This window comes from Pseudomonas sp. SYWMCR5 (assembly GCF_057197165.1).
Window position 1 is genome coordinate 832425 of sequence record NZ_JBXUNH010000001.1, and the last position, 19488, is coordinate 851912.

General features: G+C 62.7%; 18 protein-coding genes. 9 read left to right on the forward strand and 9 right to left on the reverse strand.

The genetic code is table 11. The features are described 5' to 3' along the window. Positions 1 to 239: 239 nt before the first annotated feature. Positions 240 to 1109 carry a pca regulon transcriptional regulator PcaR gene (gene pcaR, locus AC2CGW_RS03935; RefSeq protein WP_186667291.1) on the reverse strand — a complete coding sequence of 290 codons (870 nt, stop codon included), beginning with the start codon at positions 1107 to 1109 and terminating at the stop codon, positions 240 to 242. 415 nt (positions 1110 to 1524) lie between these two features. Between pcaR and AC2CGW_RS03940 the strand changes: the two genes are divergently transcribed. Both AC2CGW_RS03940 and AC2CGW_RS03945 read left to right on the forward strand, forming a co-directional pair. Then, positions 1525 to 1725: a hypothetical protein gene (locus tag AC2CGW_RS03940; RefSeq protein ID WP_081255307.1), complete on the forward strand. Its 201-nt coding sequence runs from the start codon at positions 1525 to 1527 to the stop codon at positions 1723 to 1725. A 315-nt stretch (positions 1726 to 2040) separates the two neighbouring features. Continuing rightward, positions 2041 to 3513 carry an inorganic phosphate transporter gene (locus AC2CGW_RS03945; RefSeq protein WP_484573563.1) on the forward strand — a complete coding sequence of 491 codons (1473 nt, stop codon included), beginning with the start codon at positions 2041 to 2043 and terminating at the stop codon, positions 3511 to 3513. A 58-nt stretch (positions 3514 to 3571) separates the two neighbouring features. Here the strand turns inward: AC2CGW_RS03945 and AC2CGW_RS03950 are convergent, their stop codons facing one another. After that, positions 3572 to 5047, reverse strand: a complete 1476-nt coding sequence (locus AC2CGW_RS03950; protein WP_484573564.1) for a helicase HerA-like domain-containing protein — start codon at positions 5045 to 5047, stop codon at positions 3572 to 3574. Between the two features lie 170 nt (positions 5048 to 5217). Between AC2CGW_RS03950 and AC2CGW_RS03955 the strand changes: the two genes are divergently transcribed. The 4 genes from AC2CGW_RS03955 (at position 5218) to gpgF (ending at position 10130) form a co-directional block, all read left to right on the forward strand. Continuing rightward, positions 5218 to 7092 carry a methyl-accepting chemotaxis protein gene (locus AC2CGW_RS03955; RefSeq protein ID WP_186667294.1) on the forward strand — a complete coding sequence of 625 codons (1875 nt, stop codon included), beginning with the start codon at positions 5218 to 5220 and terminating at the stop codon, positions 7090 to 7092. A 170-nt stretch (positions 7093 to 7262) separates the two neighbouring features. Continuing rightward, a complete protein-coding gene (gene gpgS / locus AC2CGW_RS03960; RefSeq protein WP_186667295.1) occupies positions 7263 to 8384 on the forward strand; it encodes an N-acetylglucosaminyl phosphatidylglycerol synthase in 1122 nt (373 codons plus the stop codon). Further along, positions 8377 to 9141 (forward strand): N-acetylglucosaminyl phosphatidylglycerol deacetylase, encoded by a 765-nt coding sequence (gene gpgD, locus AC2CGW_RS03965; RefSeq protein ID WP_186718806.1) that lies wholly within the window; start codon positions 8377 to 8379, stop codon positions 9139 to 9141. Before gpgS ends, gpgD begins: the two co-directional genes overlap by 8 nt. Continuing rightward, a complete protein-coding gene (gene gpgF / locus AC2CGW_RS03970) occupies positions 9138 to 10130 on the forward strand; it encodes a glucosaminyl phosphatidylglycerol flippase (RefSeq protein WP_186718805.1) in 993 nt (330 codons plus the stop codon). Before gpgD ends, gpgF begins: the two co-directional genes overlap by 4 nt. Here the strand turns inward: gpgF and AC2CGW_RS03975 are convergent. Continuing rightward, a complete protein-coding gene (locus AC2CGW_RS03975) occupies positions 10036 to 10269 on the reverse strand; it encodes a hypothetical protein (protein ID WP_238343260.1) in 234 nt (77 codons plus the stop codon). The two genes, gpgF and AC2CGW_RS03975, sit on opposite strands and share 95 nt — an antisense overlap. A 15-nt stretch (positions 10270 to 10284) precedes the next feature. Continuing rightward, positions 10285 to 11136: a formyltetrahydrofolate deformylase gene (gene purU / locus AC2CGW_RS03980; protein WP_186667298.1), complete on the reverse strand. Its 852-nt coding sequence runs from the start codon at positions 11134 to 11136 to the stop codon at positions 10285 to 10287. Between the two features lie 304 nt (positions 11137 to 11440). Between purU and mvaT the strand changes: the two genes are divergently transcribed. After that, positions 11441 to 11818 (forward strand): histone-like nucleoid-structuring protein MvaT, encoded by a 378-nt coding sequence (gene mvaT / locus AC2CGW_RS03985; RefSeq protein WP_186667299.1) that lies wholly within the window; start codon positions 11441 to 11443, stop codon positions 11816 to 11818. Between the two features lie 57 nt (positions 11819 to 11875). Here mvaT and sbcB read toward each other — a convergent pair whose 3' ends face one another. From sbcB to AC2CGW_RS04000, 3 genes are all read right to left on the reverse strand, one after another. Then, a complete protein-coding gene (gene sbcB / locus AC2CGW_RS03990) occupies positions 11876 to 13312 on the reverse strand; it encodes an exodeoxyribonuclease I (protein ID WP_186718804.1) in 1437 nt (478 codons plus the stop codon). 49 nt (positions 13313 to 13361) lie between these two features. Next, positions 13362 to 13721, reverse strand: a complete 360-nt coding sequence (locus AC2CGW_RS03995; protein WP_186667301.1) for a PilZ domain-containing protein — start codon at positions 13719 to 13721, stop codon at positions 13362 to 13364. A gap of 114 nt (positions 13722 to 13835) precedes the next feature. Further along, positions 13836 to 14219 (reverse strand): tol-pal system YbgF family protein, encoded by a 384-nt coding sequence (locus AC2CGW_RS04000; RefSeq protein WP_186667302.1) that lies wholly within the window; start codon positions 14217 to 14219, stop codon positions 13836 to 13838. A gap of 238 nt (positions 14220 to 14457) precedes the next feature. Between AC2CGW_RS04000 and pyk the strand changes: the two genes are divergently transcribed. After that, complete coding sequence (gene pyk, locus AC2CGW_RS04005) at positions 14458 to 15912, forward strand: pyruvate kinase (RefSeq protein WP_054893799.1); 1455 nt, start codon at positions 14458 to 14460, stop codon at positions 15910 to 15912. A gap of 102 nt (positions 15913 to 16014) precedes the next feature. Here pyk and AC2CGW_RS04010 read toward each other — a convergent pair whose 3' ends face one another. Continuing rightward, entirely contained in the window at positions 16015 to 16935 is a 921-nt protein-coding gene (locus AC2CGW_RS04010; RefSeq protein WP_484573565.1) for an iron-sulfur-binding ferredoxin reductase, read from the reverse strand. Positions 16936 to 17176: 241 nt separating this feature from the next. On the opposite strand from AC2CGW_RS04010, the gene AC2CGW_RS04015 reads away from it, so the two are divergent. Further along, positions 17177 to 18700, forward strand: coding sequence for a fumarate hydratase (locus AC2CGW_RS04015; protein WP_065864229.1), 1524 nt, complete (start codon positions 17177 to 17179; stop codon positions 18698 to 18700). Positions 18701 to 18795: 95 nt separating this feature from the next. On the opposite strand, the gene AC2CGW_RS04020 is transcribed toward AC2CGW_RS04015, so the two are convergent. Next, the gene (locus AC2CGW_RS04020) at positions 18796 to 19386 is read right to left on the reverse strand and encodes a GNAT family N-acetyltransferase (RefSeq protein WP_186667304.1); all 591 of its coding nucleotides are present in this window, start codon (positions 19384 to 19386) and stop codon (positions 18796 to 18798) included. Positions 19387 to 19488: the final 102 nt, after the last annotated feature.

Genomic DNA, 19488 nt, shown 5'->3' on the forward strand with positions numbered 1-19488 from the left:
AAACCAGTACGGGCGTTGAAATCAGCTGGGTAACGATGCAACTGCGCAAGGCAGCGAAGGGACAGTGGTCATGGGCTTGTCTCGTGTTGTTATTGTCCGGTCGGCAGCGCCGACCGTTGCGAGAAACATTAATCAGCGCCTGCGGCGGGCGCAATTCACGAGGAGCGACATTGTGCGTTTATCGCACAAGAATGGTTTTACCGCTTATCTACCTGCCGGAACGGCGCGCTACCCGGCGCTCAACCGAACAACTGGTGGCAAAGATCACGGCTGGCCGCCAGCAGGATGGGCAAGAAGCGCTGTTCCAGTTCATTGCGCGTCACCCGTCCAACGTGAGTGCTGACATTCAGTGCTGCCAGCACTTGCCCTGACGCGTCGTAGATCGGCACGGCGATCGAACGCAATCCCTGCTCCAGCTCCTGGTCGACCACACACCAGCCTTGGGCGCGCACCTGCTGGATGCAGGCGAACAGCGACTCGGGATCATGCAAGGTGCGGCTGGTCCGGGCCTTGAGATCAGCGCGCTCGAAATACTCGCGCAGGCTGGTGTCGTCCAGTGCCGCCAGCAGAATCCGGCCCATGGAGGTGCAATACGCCGGCAGGCGCCCGCCCACCGACAGGTCCACCGAAATCAGGCGCTCCACCGTCGCCGAGCGGGCGATGTAGAGAATGTCGTCGCCTTCGAGGGTCGCCATGTTCGCCGCTTCGTGCAGTTGCTCGCTGATACGGTCCAGGTAGGGCTGGGCCGAGACGGCCAGCGGCGTCGAGGAGAGGTAGGCGTGCCCCAGCGTCAGCACCTTGGGCAACAGCGAATACGTGCGCCCGTCGGAGGTGGCGTAACCGAGCTTGATCAGGGTATGCAGGCAACGGCGCACAGCGGCGCGGGGGATTTCCGTGCGGTGGCTGATCTGGGCAATGGTCAGGTGGCGCTTGCGCTCCTGGAAGGCCTGGATCACCGCCAGGCCCCGGGCCAGAGAGGTCATGAAGTCGGGGTCGCCGGTAAACGCCTGGATGCGCTTGGCCGGCGATGCGACGATCGGCGGGGCCAGGGAAGGCGTGACGGCACGCTGCGGATCGCTGGGCGTGGAAGCGTTGGTTTCATCGTTCATCGGCAGACCTCAAAAAAAACGGCGCTTCGTGCGATTATCGAACAAGCGGCCGATAATCGCAATTGACCGCCGACACGTTTGCTTATACCTTTCTCATGCCCTTGTGGCTTCTTTGGAGAGACTGGTCAGGTACCCACCGTAGAAGACTAAAGGCAGCGGCCTCGCTTACCAGCGAGGCCGTTTTCATTTCTGCACTGTTTATCCGAACTTTACTCGGTACGTCGTCTCCAACTTCCCAAGTACAACGGGTCAACTTTCCATTGCACAATCAGGCTCGAGTAAAGGCCGTGGCCATTGCTGATTCGACGGTTATAATTCGGCGCTCAGGTCTGTACGCACGATGGGAAAGGGATCCACGCGCACCGCGTGGTACAGCCCTGTACCGAGAACCTCTTCAATTTATCAGGTCGATACTGTGACGAAAGATGAACTGCGCGCCGAACTCGAGCGCCAGGCAGAACGTTACAAGGATGTTTATGGTGGTGAAGTCACCACCTATGCTGCCCAACCGGAACCGGAACGCAAACCCTGGCGCAAACGTGCCAGCCTCCTTGACCAAGCCTTCTCCGAGGAACTGGAAAAGATGGAAAAGGAACGGCGCCCCGAAGAGCCTTGAGCCTCGGGGCCTGATCGCAGCGCGCCACGGTGCTGAACGCCCTGGCGCCACGCGTTCTTATGCCGCAGCCGATGATGAAATGGAATTACACAAATTTCATACGCCCGTTTTAATCTTGAAAAACCCTTCTTTTAATCGCCAATTCGCGGTAATTAACCGAAATTAACGCTTTTTTGTTCGTCGATTCCGCTTCGTTCCCTACCGACGAACCGTCGTGGCAGCAGTAGAAAAGCTGCCATCTGTCTGTCACGGGTGCATCGATTGCCATGGTTTTCTGGCATAATCCGGCCCCCCTACGACCGCCAGAAAACCTTCATGATCGATTTATTCAGCGGACTGGATGCCTGGGTAGCCGTGAGCCTGGTGCTCGCCCTCACCTTCGTGCTCGCATTCGAGTTCATCAATGGCTTTCATGACACCGCCAACGCGGTAGCCACCGTCATCTATACCAAAGCCATGCCGCCGCACCTGGCCGTGTTCTTCTCGGGTGTGTTCAACTTCCTCGGGGTTCTGCTCGGCGGTGTCGGGGTGGCCTATGCCATCGTGCACCTGCTGCCGGTCGAGCTGCTGATCAACGTGAACACCGGGCACGGCCTGGCCATGGTCTTCTCCCTGCTCGCCGCCGCCATTACCTGGAACTTGGGCACCTGGTACTTCGGTATCCCGGCGTCCAGCTCGCACACCCTGATCGGCTCGATTCTCGGGGTTGGCCTGGCCAACGCGCTGCTCAGCGACATCCCGCTGGGTGACGGCGTGAACTGGCAGAAAGCGATCGACATCGCCATGTCGCTGGTGGTCTCGCCGATGGCCGGCTTCGCCGTCGCCGCACTGGTGCTGATTGGCCTGAAATGGTGGCGCCCGCTGTCGAAGATGCACAAGACCCCCGACCAGCGCCGCAAGCTCGACGACAAGAAGCATCCGCCCTTCTGGAACCGCCTGGTGCTGGTGATCTCGGCCATGGGCGTGAGCTTCGTGCACGGCTCCAACGACGGCCAGAAAGGCATCGGCCTGATCATGCTGGTGCTGATCGGTATCGTCCCGGCCAAGTTCGTGCTCGACCTGAACAGCACCACCTACCAGATCGAGCGTACCCGCGACGCCACCCTGCACATGAGCCAGTTCTACCAGCGCAATGCCGCCACGCTTGGCGAGTTCCTGGCGCTGGGCAAGGCCAAGTCGACCGACCTGCCGGAGCAGTTCAGCTGCAACCCGCAACAGACCGAGCCGACCATTGCCGCGCTGCAGACCTCGCTCCAGGGCGTGACCGACTACCGCGACCTGAGCGCCGAACAGCGTGTGGAGGTACGTCGTTACCTGCTGTGCCTGGACGACACCGCGAAGAAGGTCGGGAAGCTGCCAGGGCTGGATGGCCGCGAGAAGGCCGACCTGGAAAAACTGCGCAAGGACCTGACTGCAACCACCGAATACGCCCCGTTCTGGGTGATCGTCGCCGTCGCCCTGGCCTTGGGCCTGGGCACGATGGTCGGTTGGAAGCGTGTGGTACTGACTGTCGGCGAGAAGATCGGCAAGCAAGGCATGACCTACGCCCAGGGCATGTCGGCACAGATCACCGCGGCTTGCGCGATCGGCATGGCCAACGTGTTCAGCCTGCCGGTCTCGACCACCCACGTACTGTCGTCGGGTGTTGCCGGTACCATGGTCGCCAACAAGAGCGGCCTGCAAGGCGGCACGGTGAAGACCATCCTGCTGGCCTGGGTGCTGACCCTGCCAGCCTCGATGGGCTTGGCGGCCGGCCTGTTCTGGCTTGCCTCCAAAGCAATCGGCTGACACCTGCAGCATTGAAGAAGGCGCCCGCGACGGCGCCTTTTTCATGCCTTGGGAAAACTCAGCGCTTCTTGCCCCCCAGCAACGACCCCATCAAGCCCCGCACCAGTTGCCTGCCCAGCTGGTTGGCGGCCTGGCGTACCGCCGACTTGATCGCCTGCCCTGCCGCGCTCTGCAAGAACTCTCCCGCCTTGTCAGCCAGACTGTCCGTCTCAACCTTGGGCTGAGGCACCGGCTCCACCGGCTCGCCCTTGCGCCGGGTCAGCAGCTCGTAGGCAGACTCACGGTCGATGGGTTTGTCATAGCGCCCCGCCAGGGGCGATGCCGAGATCAGTGCACTGCGCTCCGCCGTGGTCAGCGGGCCGATCCGCGATTGCGGCGGTGCCACCAGCACGCGCTGGACGATCTCTGGCGTCCCCTTGTCCTGCAAGGTGCCCACCAACGCCTCGCCGATCCCCAACTCGGTGAGCACCGCCAGGGTGTCGAACGCAGGATTGGGACGAAAGCCGTCAGCCACGGCCCTGAGCGACTTCTGCTCCTTGGCGGTGAAGGCCCGCAGCCCGTGCTGGATGCGCAAGCCCAGCTGCGCCAGTACGGCATCGGGCAGGTCGCCCGGGGACTGGGTAACGAAGTACACCCCCACCCCCTTCGAACGGATAAGCCTCACCACCTGCTCCAGACGATCCTGCAGGGCTTTGGGAGTGCCGTTGAACAGCAGGTGCGCTTCGTCGAAAAACAGCGCCAGCACCGGCTTGTCGGCGTCGCCGCGCTCCGGCAGTTGCTCGAACAGCTCGGCCAGCAGCCACAGGAGGAAGGTCGCATAGACCTTCGGCGCCTCATGCACCAGGCGGCTGGCGTCAAGCAGGTGGATACGCCCGCGACCATCGCCATCGACCCGCAGCAGATCTTCCAGTTGCAGCGCCGGCTCACCGAACAACGCATCGGCCCCCTGCTGCTCCAGCGTTGCCAGGCGTCGCTGCAAGGCCTGGGTCGAACCGGTGGTCATCAGTGCGCTGTCCTCGCCCAGCAACTGCGGGTTGTCCTTCAGATGCCCAAGCAACGCCTTGAGGTCTTTCAGGTCGAGCAGCAACAGGCCCTCGCGGTCGGCAACCTTGAACGCCGCATAGAGCGCCGCCTGCTGGCTGTCGGTCAGTTCAAGCAGGTTGCCCAGCAGCAGCGGGCCCATTTCGCTGAGGGTAGTGCGCAACGGATGACCACTCTGCCCGGCGATATCCCACAGGCTCACCGGATAGGCCTTGGGCTGGTGGGCGAGCCACGGCATCCCGGCAATGCGTTCTGCCACCTTGCCCTGGGGCGAACCCGCCGCCCCCAGGCCACACAGGTCTCCTTTCACGTCTGCGGCGAACACCGCCACCCCCGCGTCGCTGAACACCTCGGCCAGACGCTGCAGGGTCACGGTCTTGCCGGTGCCGGTCGCTCCGGCGACCAGTCCATGGCGGTTGGCCAAGCGCATGGCTTGACCGACCGGCAAGCCGTCTAGACCGGCACCTACAACGATTTGCGAAGAATCCGACATCTTATTTCATCCTCTTCTCAAGCTTTGCCTAAAAGCGGCCGATATGCAGAGGCGATATTGCCCCGAAATACAGGAAACAACCGACCAAGGCTCCAACCGGATTGTTGCACTGTTTTCTGCTGTGCTTCGTGCGAGCGACCCGATAAAACCTTAGCGGACCCGACGACGTCATGAACAAAAGCCTTCGTTTCAGCCACAAGATTCTCTTGGCGGCCTCTCTGATCGTGATACTGGCCTTCGCGCTGTTCACCTTGTACAACGACTATCTCCAGCGTAATGCCATTCGCGCCAATCTGGAGAGTTACCTGGCAGAAATGGGCCAGTCCACTTCCACCACGATCCGCAACCTGTTCGAAGGGCGGATCCGGCTGGTGGAAAACCTTGCGCAGAATATCGCCCAGCATCCGGCCGATGCCGAAACCCTGATGGGCCAACAGGCGCTGATCTCCAGCTTCCTCACGGTCTACCTGGGCAAGGTCGACGGCGGCTTCAGCGTGCGCCCCGACAGCAAGATGCCCGACGGCTACGACCCGCGCGTACGCCCCTGGTACAAGGACGGGATGGCCGCCAGCGGTCCCCTTCTCACCGAACCCTACATCGACATGACCACCAACAAGATGGTCATCGGCATCCTCGACAAGGTCTCCAGCGATGTCGGCGTGGTCGGCGGCGACCTGGCGCTGGACGGCCTGGTACAGATCATCGACTCGCTGAACTTCGGCGGCATGGGTTACGCGTTCCTGGTCAACGACCAGGGCAAGATCCTGGTGCACCCGGACAATGCCCTGGTGATGAAATCGCTGTCGGAGGCCTTCCCGCAGAACACCCCGAAACTGTCTCGCGAGCTGACCGAAGTGCAGGTCGACGGCAAGGCGCGCCTGCTCACCTTCACCCCCATCAAGGGCCTGCCTTCGGCCAACTGGTACATCGGCCTGTCGGTGGACAAGGACAAGGCCTTCAGCATGCTCAGCACCTTCCGCAACTCGGCGGTGATTGCCACGCTGGTGGCGGTGGTGATCATCATCGCCCTGCTCGGCCTGCTGATCCGCATACTGATGCAACCGCTGCACACCATGACCCGCGCCATGGAAGACATCGCCGAAGGCGAAGGCGACCTGACCAAGCGCCTGAACATCCACAACCATGACGAGTTCGGTGTGCTCGGCAGCGCATTCAACCGCTTCGTCGAACGGGTGCACAGCTCGATTCGCGAAGTCTCCTCGGCCACCGAGCAGGTCAACGAAGTGGCGCTGCGGGTGGTCAGCGCCTCCAACTCCTCGATGCTCAACTCCGACGAGCAGGCCAACCGCACCAACAGCGTCGCGGCGGCCATCAACGAGCTGGGCGCCGCGGCCCAGGAAATCGCCGGCAATGCCGCACAAGCCTCGCAACATGCCAGCTCCGCGCGATTGCTCGCCGAAGAGGGGCAGCAAGTGGTCGAGCACAATATCCAGGCGATGAACCGCCTGTCGGCACTGATCGTCAGTTCCAGCGCGCATATCGAGGCCCTCAACGACAAGACCGTCAACATCGGCCAGATCCTCGAGGTCATCACCAGCATCTCCCAGCAGACCAACCTGCTGGCGCTGAACGCGGCCATCGAGGCCGCCCGTGCCGGTGAGGCGGGCCGCGGCTTCGCGGTGGTGGCCGACGAGGTGCGCAACCTCGCCCACCGTACCCAGGAATCGGCGCAGCAGGTCCAGGGGATGATCGAGGAGTTGCAGGTCGGCGCCCGCACCTCGGTCGAGACCATGGACCAGAGTCAACGCCACAGCCAGGACGGCGTACAGATCGCCAACCAGGCCGGCGAGCGCCTGGGCAGTGTGACCCAGCGCATTGGCGAGATCGACGGCATGAACCAGTCGGTGGCCACCGCCACCGAGGAACAGACCTCGGTGGTGGAATCGATCAACATGGACATCAACGAAATAAACACCCTTAACCAGGAAGGCGTGGAAAACCTGCAGGCCACCCTGCGCGCCTGCTCCGACCTGGAACAGCAGGCCGCGCGCCTCAAGCAACTGGTGGGCAGTTTCCGTATCTGAATGCAGCCCTGCGGGAGCGGTGGTTCGTCCCGAACTGCCCGCCCCCGCAGCGGGACGTCCCGCCGCCCAATCCCGATCGAACAAACTATCCTTCATAAAGGTCAACCTTTAGGCGCGTCACCGTCGGTCTGTTACCGCCGGATGACAGACCCGAAGACGATCCCGGAGGGATGCTGATCGTGCACATCGCTGACATCACCATGTTCTACGCCCCGGCTAGCGGCGGTGTACGGACCTATCTTGATGCCAAACACCATCGCCTCGACGCCATGCCCGGCGTACGCCACAGTCTTCTGATCCCCGGCCCCAGCGCCCGTGATGCCAATGGCATCTACCAGGTGCCAGCCCCGCCCTTGCCGTTCGGCAAGGGCTACCGTTTTCCGGTACGCCTGACGCCCTGGTGCAACGTGCTGCGCGATCTCAAGCCTGACCTGATCGAGGTTGGCGATCCCTACCTCACCGCCTGGGCCGCCCTTGAGGCAGGACGCAAGCTGGACGTGCCGGTGATCGGCTTCTATCACTCCGACCTGCCATTGCTGGTCAGCAACCGCATGGGCAACTGGTTCACCCCCAATGTCGAAGCCTATGTCAGCAAGCTCTACGGCAATTTCGACCGGGTACTGGCGCCGAGCCAGGTAATGGCCGACAAACTGCGCCGTCTTGGTGTGCGCGATGTGCATGTACAGCCCCTGGGAGTCGACCTGAATACCTTCCACCCCGACAGGCGCGATCCGCACCTGCGCGCCCAGCTCGGCCTTCCCGATACCACTCGTCTGCTCGTCTTCGCCGGTCGCGGCTCGCGGGAGAAGAACCTGCCAGTGCTGCTCGAGTGCATGGGCCACCTGGGTCGCCATTACCACCTGTTGCTGGTCGGCTCGAACATGCCCGCCAACGTGCCGGACAATGTCAGCGTGATCGACCACTTCTGCCCCGCCGATGAAGTGGCCCGCCTGCTCGCCAGTGCCGACCTGTTGCTGCACGCCGGTGACCAGGAAACCTTTGGCCTGGTGATACTCGAGGCCATGGCCAGCGCCACACCGGTGGTCGCCGTGCGCGCCGGGGCTTTCGGCGAAATTGTCAACGACCAGTGCGGGCGCCTGTGCCAGGCCAACGACAGCCAGGCAATGGCCGGGGCAGTGCGCGAAATCTTCGAAGCCGGCGTGCGCCCCCTAGGCGCCCAGGCCCGTCGCCATGTGGAGCAGCATTACTCATGGGATAGCGTGGTCGATGGCCTGTTGCTGCACTACCAGGCCGTGCTTGGCCTGTCGCCACAGGTACGCGCCCATGCGTGAAGCGCCCGCCGATTCGCGTAGCCTGATGCTGGTGCTGCACGATGTGGCGCCCGAAACCTGGCCCGACTACCGTCCCTTCGTCGAAGCCGTCGATGCAATGGGCGACGTGCCCATGACCTGGCTGGTGGTCCCGGACTTCCACCACCGCAACGCATTGGCCCGCTCTCCGGACTTCTGCCGTCTCCTCGATAGGCGCCTGGCGCGCGGCGACGAGCTGGCACTGCACGGTTTCTACCACGCCGACGATGGCCCTGCCCCACGCGGGCCTGCCGAGTACTTCATGCGCCGGATCTACACCCATGAGGGCGAGTTCTATGCGCTGGAGCAGCGCGAAGCCCTGCAACGCCTGGAGGCGGGCCTGGCCCTGTTCGCCAGCCAGGGCTGGCCAGTCGCAGGCTTCGTCGCGCCCGCCTGGCTGATGAGCGAAGGCACCCGCCAGGCCCTGCGCGGCCTGCCACTGCGCTACACCAGCACACCGCAGCACCTTTATCGGCTGCCGGACTTCACCGCGATCGAAGCTCCCGGGCTGGTCTGGAGCGCCCGCAGTGCATGGCGCCGCGGTCTGTCACGGGTGCTCTGTGACTGGCAGGCCCGGCGCTGGCGCCAGGCCGAAACCCTGCGCCTGGGCCTGCATCCGGTGGATATGCGCCATGCCAGCGCACGCAACTATTGGTTGCGCACCCTGCGTGAATTGATCGAGCAAGGGCGTGAGCCTCTGACCAAATCCGCCTGGCTGGAGCGCAGGACCTGCCCATGAACCGCCTCGCCTGGCTGGGGCTGACGCTGCTGCTCGCGGTGCTGGTTCCGGGCATTCTGGGCGGCAGCCAACTGCTGCCGCGCCTGCAGACGTTCGACCCAGGGCTGATGGCGACCCTGCTGGGCATGATCCTGCTGTGCTGGATCATCAACGCCGTGCGCCTGCGCTTGCTGCTCGGCCAGCAGGGTGCACAACTGGGCAGGGTACGCAGCCTGGGCGTGGTAATGGCGACTGAGTTCGCCATCTGCACCACCCCCGGCGGTAGCGGAGGTCCTTTGACCCTGATGACACTGCTGGCCCGCGAACGCATTGGCCCGGCCCGCAGTGGCGCGGTGTTCGCCATGGACCAGTTGAACGACCTGCTGTTCTTCTTCTGCGCCATGCTGGCAATCGCCGGCTACGCCCTGTTCCACAGCCTGGGTCGCAGCCAGGAAAGCATGCTGCTGGGCAGCGCCGCCTTGCTGTGTGGCGCGCTGGCGGCAATCGTCGTGCTGCTGCGCTACCGGCGTGGCGTGATGCGCTGGAACGGTCGACTGCTGCAACGCCTGGGTTTGTCGACCGGCCGTCGGCGGCGCTGGGCGCGCACGCTGCTACGCTTCACCCGGGCACTGGCCGACACCTGGCGCCTGCCCAAGCGCACGCTGGCGCTGGTATTCGCCCTCACCTGCGCGCACTGGAGCTTGCGCTACAGCGTGCTGTATCTGGTATTGAGGGGGCTGGGGGTAGAGCTGTCGTGGATTCCGAGCTTCCTGGTGCAGATGCTCTCGCTCAGTGCCGGCCAGTTCAGCCTGCTGCCAGGCGGCGCAGGGGCCGCCGAGCTGACGTCGGCGACCCTGCTGTCGCCACTGGTGGGCAGCTCGACAGCAGCGGCGGCGATCCTGATCTGGCGCGCCGTCACTTATTACTTCTATCTGCTCGCCGGGGGGCCGGTGTTCGTCTGTCTGCTGGCGCGTCCGTTGCTGGAGCGCTGGCGGCGTCAGGCGGGTTGAGCTGCTCCCAAAGCTCGGCGGCACCTTCGAACTCGGTGCCGTCTTCATCGCTCAACGCCTCGGGGTCGTAGCGCGCCAGGCAGCCTTCACCGAGTGTCGGCGGTGGCTGGGCACCAGCCTTGTCACGCGGATCGGCCATCTGTGCAGGCTCCGGTCAGTCGAAGACCACGGTCTTGTTGCCGTGTACCAGCACGCGGTCTTCCAGGTGATAGCGCAGACCGCGGGCCAGCACCATCTTCTCCACGTCACGGCCGAAGCGGACCATGTCCTCGATGCTGTCGGCGTGGTTCACACGCACCACGTCCTGCTCGATGATGGGACCTGCGTCCAGTTCTTCAGTGACATAGTGGCAGGTGGCACCGATCAGCTTCACACCACGCAATGCAGCCTGGTGGTAGGGCTTGGCGCCGACGAACGACGGCAGGAAGCTGTGGTGGATGTTGATCACACGCCCGGCGTAATCCTGGCACAGCTGTGGCGGCAGGATCTGCATGTAGCGCGCCAGTACCACTACATCAGCGCCATGCTCGGCAACCAGGCGCGAAACTTCGGCGAAGGCCGGGGCCTTGTCTTTCGGATCGACCGGCACGTGGAAAAACGGAATGCCGTGCCACTCGACCATGCTGCGCAGGTCGTTGTGGTTGGAAATCACGCACGGGATATCACAGTCCAGTTCATCGGTGTGCCAGCGGTGCAGCAGGTCGGCCAGGCAGTGCGACTCGCGGCTGGCCATCAGCACCACGCGCTTCTTCTGCGCCGAGTCGGTGATGTTCCAGCTCATGGAGAACTCTTCGGCGATCGGCGCAAAGGCCTCGCGGAAGGCCTCGATACCGAATGGCAGGGATTGGGCGCGGATTTCATGGCGCATGAAGAACCACCCGCTCTGCTCGTCGGAGTGGTGGCTGGCTTCGTTGATCCAGCCGTTGTACAAGGCCAGGAAGTTACTGACTTTTGCCACGATGCCGACGCGGTCGGGACAGGCAATCGTCAGACGGTAGGTGCGCATGGATGAGACTCCGGAAAACTTCGCAAAGGCGCACATTCTAGCCATCTGCCGTGAAAAAGGCAGTAACCATTGGCCTGCGCGCTCCTGCGTGGCAGCTCAATGCAGACTCTGAGCCCCCGCAAGCAGGCGGATGAGGATTGACGAGGCACAGAGACGCAATATGTAAATTTTTCTTTACCGAAGCGCTGTTATTGTTGCTTCAAAATGATTTGACATTTGAGCCCCTTATTAATTGTTTACTTGCGAGTATCGCCTGTCTATTATTGGCTCACTGTCTCTCTGTACATTCACCAAGGAACACTCCATGTCCCTGATCAACGAATACCGCGCCACCGAAGAAGCCATCAAGGAACTTCAAGCTCGCCTCGCCAACCTGTCGCAAGATGACAAGCTGAAAAAAGAGCTGGAATTCGAAGGCAAACTGCGCGCACTGATGGGCGAATACTCCAAGTCGCTGCGTGACGTGATTGCCCTGCTCGACCCGGAATCCAAACTGAGCAAGGCACCCCGTGGCGCCGCCAAGACCACCAGCACCAAACGTGCTCGCAAGGTCAAGCAGTACAAGAACCCGCACAACGGTGAAGTGATTGAAACCAAAGGCGGCAACCACAAGACCCTGAAAGAATGGAAAGCCAAGTGGGGTGGTGACGTGGTTGAAAGCTGGGCAACCCTGCTGGGCTGATCCCGGCAACTGCCTTAAGGCTTCAGCAAAACGCCGGCTCATCGCCGGCGTTTTTATTTATTCTGCCAACGCATAGTGCGTTCGCAGTGTACGGACATGTGCAAGCCATGCCTCCAGGACCTGCCGCCCGGCATCGTCCGTATCGACCAGACGGGCCTGCGCCGCCTGCTCGAAATCGCCCAGGGTGTTGGGCGCTCCCAGGCGCGGATCGCTCAGGCGCTGCTGGCAGAAGCGGTGCCAGCGTTGTTGCTCCTGTTCGTTCAAGGTGTCGATAAAGTTGCGCGCCCGGTAGCGGAACAATAGCTCAGGCATGCGCGCATCATCGAACATCCAGTGCCCCTGCCCCAACTGTCGCGGATCGCTCAAACGAACTTGTTCACACAAGCGACGATCACGATCCCCGAGAAATCCCTCGTACAACTGTTGCTCGGGATCTTCGCTGGGTGCGAACTCATCTGCGCTGTAGAGGCTCTCCAGCTTGTCCCGCCAAGCGTCTTGCTGCTGAATCAATTGATCGGCTCGAGACTGAACAAGCGACATATCAAGACCCAGTCGCTGTTGATCGGCCGGGCGCAATACGCTCAATGGCGCAACCACAGGACATTTGTTGATGTGCACCAACTTCAGCGGAACCGGCAATTCCCCGTCAGCCAATTCCTCGCGCCGCGTGTACAAACGCGAACGCAATACCTCGGCACTTTCCCTTATTAAAGGCGAGTTTTCCATGTGCAGGTCGCACACAATCAGTGCATTGCGATTACGCGGGTGCCAGGCCAACGGCAATACCACCCCCAGGTAACTACGCTCGCTGGAGAAACGCCCGGAGATATGCACCAGTGGCTGAAGCAGGCGAATCTGCTCCATGACCTTGTGCTTGCTACGCAACTGGAACAACCAGTCATAGAGTTTGGGCTGGCGTTGGCGAACCAGGCGGGCTAACGCGATAGTGGCGCGGACATCGGACAATGCCTCGTGAGCATGGCCGTGATCGATCTTGTTGGCCTTGCTCAGCAACTCCAGGCGCAGGCTGGTGCGTCCGTCCTGCTGCGGCCAGACGATACCTTCCGGGCGCAGGGCATAGGCGGTACGCACCACGTCGATCAAGTCCCAGCGGCTGTTGCCACCCTGCCACTCACGGGCGTAGGGATCGAAGAAGTTGCGGTAGAGGCTGTAGCGGGTGACTTCATCATCGAAGCGCAAGGTGTTGTAGCCTGCGCCACAGGTGCCGGGGCGCGACAACTGTTCATGCACCCGGGTCATGAACTCCGCTTCCCCCAAGCCTTTTGCCATCAGTTGCTCAGGGGTGATGCCCGTCACCAGGCAGGCGGCGGGGTGCGGCAGGATATCGTCGGAGGGGCGGCAATACAGGTTGACCGGTTCGTCGATCTCGTTGAGCTCGAAATCGGTGCGTACGCCTGCAACCTGCAGCGGTCGGTCGCAGCGCGGGTTGATACCGGTGGTTTCGTAGTCGTGCCAGAAGATGCTGGAGCTCACGGTGTCGTCCTGTACAAAGTTCGCGGACGAGTCTACCGGAGGAACGCCTTCAGGCCGACTCGTTCATCGGCTTGAAGCTGAAGAAGTCGCGCAGCGAGCGCACGAACTCGTCGTACTCGCGCGGCGCCTGCAATAGCATGAAGCCAGCATCGAAATGCCCCGGGGTCTGGTCCTCGCGGCTCCACAGGCAACTGGCGGTGAGATTGATGAACTGATGGCCCCCGCCTGCAAGCGGCACACGCAGCTGCAGATCGAAATCCGGTCCGACCATGATCGGGAGCTGGCTGATCACCATGAGCCCATCCTCGGAGGCATTCCCCAGATAACCAATCTCCTGATCGGTCAACCGGTTGAAGACCTTGAGCACGTAAGGCAGTTGATGACGGTCGATCTGACGTTCGATGAACATGATACTCCGTACCTTATGCCAGGAAGACCAGGTACTGGCGGTGAGCGTTACACCTACTTTACAGCCTAGCTTAGCCTGAGCGACGGCCCGGATGAAATCATTGTCACCTTGGTATTAACGCAAAGGCGTAGTCGGCGCAGGGCTGGTCACCGCCGGCTCACCGCGCAGATGGCCGAGCTGCTCCAGGGTCTGCAGGCGCGCCTGGGCACGGTAGGCGTACTCGTTCTGCGGGTAGCGCTGGATCAGGAACTGGTAAGTCTGCGCTGCATCGACATAGAGTTTCTGCCGCTCCAGGCACTGGCCACGCAGCATCGCCACTTCCGGATGGATGAACGGACGGGCACGGCTGGTGCGATCGACTTGCGACAGCTCCAGCATCACCCGCTGGCAATCGCCACGATCGTACGCGCGGTAGGCATTGTTCAGGTGATGGTCCATGGACCAACGGGTGCAGCCGACGACACTGGCCGCCATGGTTAACACGATCAGGGCTCGCATGGGAATTCTCCTTTGATGGCCAGTATATCGGCCTGCGCCCCGATTTCTTCAGCGCGCCGATGCACGCTTCATCCAGCTGACGCGCGGCGCCGAGCGTCTACCTGCAACCTCCTGCTTGTAGGGTGCTGCCGACGGTGCAACCGCCCTCTCGCCAACCTGCAAGGTAGTGCAACGGAACAATGACTACAGCGCAATTGAGGAGTAGCCTTTCGCTGCGCTTCAACATAGGAGTCTGTGCATGACCATCCGCCGTACCAAAATCGTGGCCACCCTGGGCCCCGCCAGCAACTCGCCGGAAGTGATCGAACAACTGATCCTCGCCGGCCTGGACGTGGCACGTCTGAACTTTTCCCACGGCACTCCGGACGAGCACAAGGCCCGCGCCCGCCTGATCCGCGACATCGCCGCCAAGAACGGCCGCCACGTCGCACTGCTGGGCGACCTGCAAGGTCCGAAGATCCGTATCGCCAAGTTCAGCAACAAGCGCATCGAACTGAAGATCGGTGACAAGTTCACCTTCTCCACCGCTCACCCGCTCACCGAAGGCAACCAGGATATCGTCGGCATCGACTACCCCGACCTGGTCAAGGACTGCGGTGTAGGTGACGAGCTGCTGCTCGACGACGGTCGCGTGGTCATGCGCGTCGAAACCGCTACCGCCGACGCGCTGCATTGCGTGGTGATCGTCGGTGGCCCACTGTCCGACCACAAGGGCATCAACCGCAAAGGTGGCGGCCTGACTGCACCGGCCCTGACCGAAAAAGACAAGGCCGACATCAAACTGGCCGCGGAAATGGACCTGGACTACCTGGCCGTCTCCTTCCCGCGTGACGCCAAGGACATGGAATACGCACGCAAGCTGCGTGACGAAGCCGGCGGCAGCGCCTGGCTGGTGGCCAAGATCGAGCGTGCCGAAGCCGTTGCCGACGACGAAACCCTCGACGGCCTGATCGCGGCTTCCGACGCCGTGATGGTTGCCCGTGGCGACCTCGGCGTGGAAATCGGCGACGCCGAGCTGATCGGCATCCAGAAGAAGATCATCCAGCACGCTCGCCGCAACAATAAAGCGGTGATCGTTGCGACCCAGATGATGGAGTCGATGATCCAGAACCCGATGCCGACCCGCGCCGAAGTCTCCGACGTGGCCAACGCCGTGCTGGACAACACCGATGCGGTGATGCTGTCGGCCGAAAGCGCCGCCGGCTCGTACCCGATCGAAGCGGTGCAAGCCATGGCGCGCATCTGCCTGGGCGCCGAAAAGCACCCGACCAACCAGAAGTCCAGCCATCGCCTGCACACCACCTTCGAGCGCTGCGACGAGAGCATCGCCCTGGCGGCGATGTACACCGCCAACCACTTCCCTGGCGTGAAGGCGATCATCGCCCTGACCGAAAGCGGCTACACCCCGCTGATCATGTCGCGCCTGCGCTCGCATGTGCCGGTCTTCGCCATGTCGCCGCACCGCGCGACCCAGGCCCGCGTCTCGATGTTCCGCGGCGTCTACCCGATCGCCTTCGATCCGGCTTCGCTGCCGGCCGACAAGGTCAGCCAGGCGGCTGTCGACGAGCTGCTCAAGCGTGGTTTGGTCGAACAGGGCGACTGGGTGATCCTGACCAAGGGTGACAGCTACCACACCATCGGTGGCACCAACGGCATGAAGATCCTGCACGTGGGTGATCCGCTGGTCGGTTGATGCCTGAGTTGTAGCAACGACTTCAGGTCAGCAAAAAAGACCGCTCTCAGGAGCGGTCTTTTTTTTAGGTTGCCCGCGATGGGGCATGGTGCTGCCAGAGAGTCAGGCATGCTCGACGAACACGTCAGCCAGCACCTGGTTTCTTGGCACGCCGGCGATGAACAATCTGCGAGCGAAGCGCTCGACACTCACGGGCGACCCGCAGAGCAAGGCGATGGTCTGGCGAGAGGTCGGACGCAATCTCGCAAGCGCCTCCTCGAGATGCTCCTGCAGCACGTATTCGGTATCGATGCCATGCGTCTGTTGCAGCGCGGGTTGCAGGTAGTGCCCGGCATCATCGTGTGCCACATGCATGACCTTTATTTCTGCCCGATGGCCTTGGCGCAAAGCCTCCCGCGCAACACCCCACAGCGGGGCAAGGCCGGTACCTGCCGCCAGCAACCACAGCGGCCTGTCCTGCCAGTCGGGATCGTAGTGCAGCGCGCCCCCTCTGAACTCTCCCAAACTCAACGAGTCACCGATCTTCAAGCCCCGAGCCAGATCGCAAAACGCACCCGGCCGCTGGCAGTCGATATGGAACTCGAGAAAATCATCCTCCCCCGGCAGGCTGGCCAGCGAGTATGGTCGGGCCACCGTGCCCAGCCACAGCACCACATGCTGCCCCGCCTGATAACGCAACGCCCGCGCAGGCTTCAGTCGCAAGCGCAGCACATCGCCGACCCAGTCCAGCGCGCACACCCGCGCCGGCACACCATCACGCTGCGGATCGAACACCATAACCTGCAGATCAGCCGTCACCCGGCACTGGCAAGCCAGGCGCCAGCCCTGCTCGCGCTTGTCGGCCTGCAGCGCCTCGGGCAAGGCATCCTCAGGCTCGCCATCGACGCACCGTACCAGGCAGGCGTGGCAACTGCCGGCCCGGCAACTGTAAGGCACGTTCAGGCCGACGCCGTTGAGGGCGTCGAGCAGGTTGCTGCCGGTCGGAACGCTGATGCGGCGCTCGCCCACGCGAAGATCGGGCATGTACGAAAGGTCTCCTGGAGTCTGTTGCCATTGTACAGAACGCCAGCAAGAACGATGCCTGGCAGCGGCAGACCAAGGTCCAGACCACGCGCAGGTGTTTCCCACGGGCAGCCGCGCTATACTGCCGCGCCCTTTTTGTGCCGGCCTGACCTGCCGGTGCGCCTTGCAAGGCCTTTCGACGCGCTGGTCGGCGGTGTCGATGCCTTTACGAATGTTCCCGTCTTTAAGAGGAGCGCGCTGCATGACCGTGATCAAGCAAGACGACCTGATTCAGAGCGTTGCCGACGCCCTGCAATTCATCTCGTATTACCACCCCGTCGATTTCATCCAGGCGATGCACGAAGCCTATCTGCGTGAAGAATCGCCCGCTGCCCGCGACTCCATCGCCCAGATCCTGATCAACTCGCGCATGTGCGCCACCGGCCACCGCCCGATCTGCCAGGACACCGGTATCGTCACCGTGTTCGTGCGCGTCGGCATGGACGTGCGCTGGGACGGCGCGACCATGAGCCTGGACGACATGATCAACGAGGGCGTGCGCCGCGCCTACAACCTGCCGGAAAACGTCCTGCGCGCCTCCATCCTGGCCGACCCGGCCGGTGCCCGCAAGAACACCAAGGACAACACCCCGGCGGTGATCCACTACTCCATCGTGCCCGGCGACAAGGTCGAAGTCGACGTCGCAGCCAAGGGCGGCGGTTCGGAGAACAAGTCGAAGATGGCCATGCTCAACCCGTCCGACTCGATCGTCGACTGGGTGCTCAAGACCGTCCCGACCATGGGCGCTGGCTGGTGCCCGCCTGGCATGCTGGGCATCGGCATCGGCGGTACTGCCGAAAAAGCCGCGGTCATGGCCAAGGAAGTGTTGATGGAATCCATCGACATCCATGAACTGAAAGCCCGCGGCCCGCAGAACCGCATCGAAGAGATCCGCCTGGAGCTGTTCGAGAAGGTCAACCAGCTGGGCATCGGCGCCCAGGGCCTGGGCGGCCTGACCACCGTGCTCGACGTCAAGATCATGGACTACCCGACCCACGCCGCCTCCTTGCCGGTGTGCATGATCCCCAACTGCGCCGCCACCCGTCACGCCCACTTCGTGCTCGACGGCTCCGGCCCGGCAGAGCTGGAAGCGCCGTCGCTGGATGCCTACCCGGAAATCGTCTGGGAAGCCGGCCCGAGCGCGCGTCGCGTCAACCTCGACGAGATCACCCCGGAAGAAGTCGCCAGCTGGAAACCGGGCGAGACCATCCTGCTCAACGGCAAGATGCTCACTGGCCGCGACGCTGCGCACAAGCGCATGGTCGAGATGCTCAACCGTGGCGAAGAACTGCCGGTGGATCTGAAAGGCCGCTTCATCTACTACGTCGGCCCGGTCGATCCGGTCGGTGACGAAGTGGTCGGCCCAGCCGGCCCGACCACCGCCACGCGGATGGACAAGTTCACCCGCCAGATCCTCGAGCAGACCGGTCTGCTGGGCATGATCGGCAAATCCGAGCGTGGTCCGACCGCCATCGAGGCGATCAAGGACAACAAGGCCGTGTACCTGATGGCCGTTGGCGGCGCCGCGTACCTGGTGGCCCAGGCCATCCGCAAGTCGAAGGTCCTGGCCTTCGCCGAGCTGGGCATGGAAGCGATCTACGAGTTCGACGTCAAGGACATGCCGGTCACCGTCGCGGTGGACAGCAAGGGTGAGTCGGTGCACATCACCGGCCCTGCGCTGTGGCAGAACAAGATTGCCCAGAGCCTGGCTGTTGAAGTGAAGTAAGACTGCGGTAATCACGGCGCCCCGTTCGCGGGCAAGCCCACTCCTTGCAGGAGCGGGCTTGCCCGCGAACGGGGCGCTGCTGTTTCAGCACAGGATCACAGCAACAGATCCTTGAGCCAGAACGACAGCGTCTTGTCCGACTCATCCGGCTCGCCCAGATCCCGCCACGCACACGACGCACGCAGCGAAGGCTGATGCAGAAACCCTCGATTACGCCAGAAGGCGTGTAGCGGCTTGTAGTCTTCTGGCCGGCGCGGATGGCCATTGGGCCGTTCGACGGCACTGAATGCGCAGTAATGAAAGCCACCCAGCTTGTGCGCATAAGATTCGCGCTCAATGAAAAAGCGCACGCCCAGCCCTCGCCCGCGATAAGCCGGCAGCAGCACCGACTTGCCGAAATAATAGACGGTGCGCGGATCGCGTCCCTGCTCGAAAAACGGCTGGCGGAAAGCCTCAGGCTTGTCGCCCAACGGCATGCCGGTGGAAACGCCTACCACCCGCCCCTCGTCCATCGCCAGGATCGCCAGGCTGCGCTCGGAGTCGATATAGCGGCGAAGACCGTCAGCCTCGTACGCCGGCGTGCTGTCGTAAAGATAGGGGAACTCGCGGACCACCGTCAGGCGCAGGCGAGCGATATCATCGATGTAAGGCGCGATGGCAGCGCCGTGAAGCAGGCGGATTTCCATGCGGAGCAGTCGTTCTGTCGCGCCCGGCCAAGCCGGGCCTGAGGGGAAACCCTATCATCGGCTGCGACATGAGCCCTTTCCCCTGCGCGACAGGTATTTCTC

Bases quoted from the DNA above. Each gene is read 5' to 3' on its own strand.
- AC2CGW_RS03945 (WP_484573563.1), top strand. From the start codon at position 2,041: ATGATCGATTTATTCAGCGGACTGGATGCCTGGGTAGCCGTGAGCCTG.
- pcaR (WP_186667291.1), bottom strand. From the start codon at position 1,109: ATGAACGATGAAACCAACGCTTCCACGCCCAGCGATCCGCAGCGTGCC.
- AC2CGW_RS03995 (WP_186667301.1), bottom strand. From the start codon at position 13,721: ATGTTCATCGAACGTCAGATCGACCGTCATCAACTGCCTTACGTGCTC.
- AC2CGW_RS04000 (WP_186667302.1), bottom strand. From the start codon at position 14,219: ATGCGAGCCCTGATCGTGTTAACCATGGCGGCCAGTGTCGTCGGCTGC.
- gpgD (WP_186718806.1), top strand. From the start codon at position 8,377: ATGCGTGAAGCGCCCGCCGATTCGCGTAGCCTGATGCTGGTGCTGCAC.
- AC2CGW_RS03955 (WP_186667294.1), top strand. From the start codon at position 5,218: ATGAACAAAAGCCTTCGTTTCAGCCACAAGATTCTCTTGGCGGCCTCT.
- gpgS (WP_186667295.1), top strand. From the start codon at position 7,263: ATGCTGATCGTGCACATCGCTGACATCACCATGTTCTACGCCCCGGCT.
- AC2CGW_RS04010 (WP_484573565.1), bottom strand. From the start codon at position 16,935: ATGCCCGATCTTCGCGTGGGCGAGCGCCGCATCAGCGTTCCGACCGGC.
- AC2CGW_RS04020 (WP_186667304.1), bottom strand. From the start codon at position 19,386: ATGGAAATCCGCCTGCTTCACGGCGCTGCCATCGCGCCTTACATCGAT.
- AC2CGW_RS04015 (WP_065864229.1), top strand. From the start codon at position 17,177: ATGACCGTGATCAAGCAAGACGACCTGATTCAGAGCGTTGCCGACGCC.
- purU (WP_186667298.1), bottom strand. From the start codon at position 11,136: ATGCGCACCTACCGTCTGACGATTGCCTGTCCCGACCGCGTCGGCATC.
- pyk (WP_054893799.1), top strand. From the start codon at position 14,458: ATGACCATCCGCCGTACCAAAATCGTGGCCACCCTGGGCCCCGCCAGC.
- AC2CGW_RS03975 (WP_238343260.1), bottom strand. From the start codon at position 10,269: ATGGCCGATCCGCGTGACAAGGCTGGTGCCCAGCCACCGCCGACACTC.
- gpgF (WP_186718805.1), top strand. From the start codon at position 9,138: ATGAACCGCCTCGCCTGGCTGGGGCTGACGCTGCTGCTCGCGGTGCTG.
- AC2CGW_RS03950 (WP_484573564.1), bottom strand. From the start codon at position 5,047: ATGTCGGATTCTTCGCAAATCGTTGTAGGTGCCGGTCTAGACGGCTTG.
- mvaT (WP_186667299.1), top strand. From the start codon at position 11,441: ATGTCCCTGATCAACGAATACCGCGCCACCGAAGAAGCCATCAAGGAA.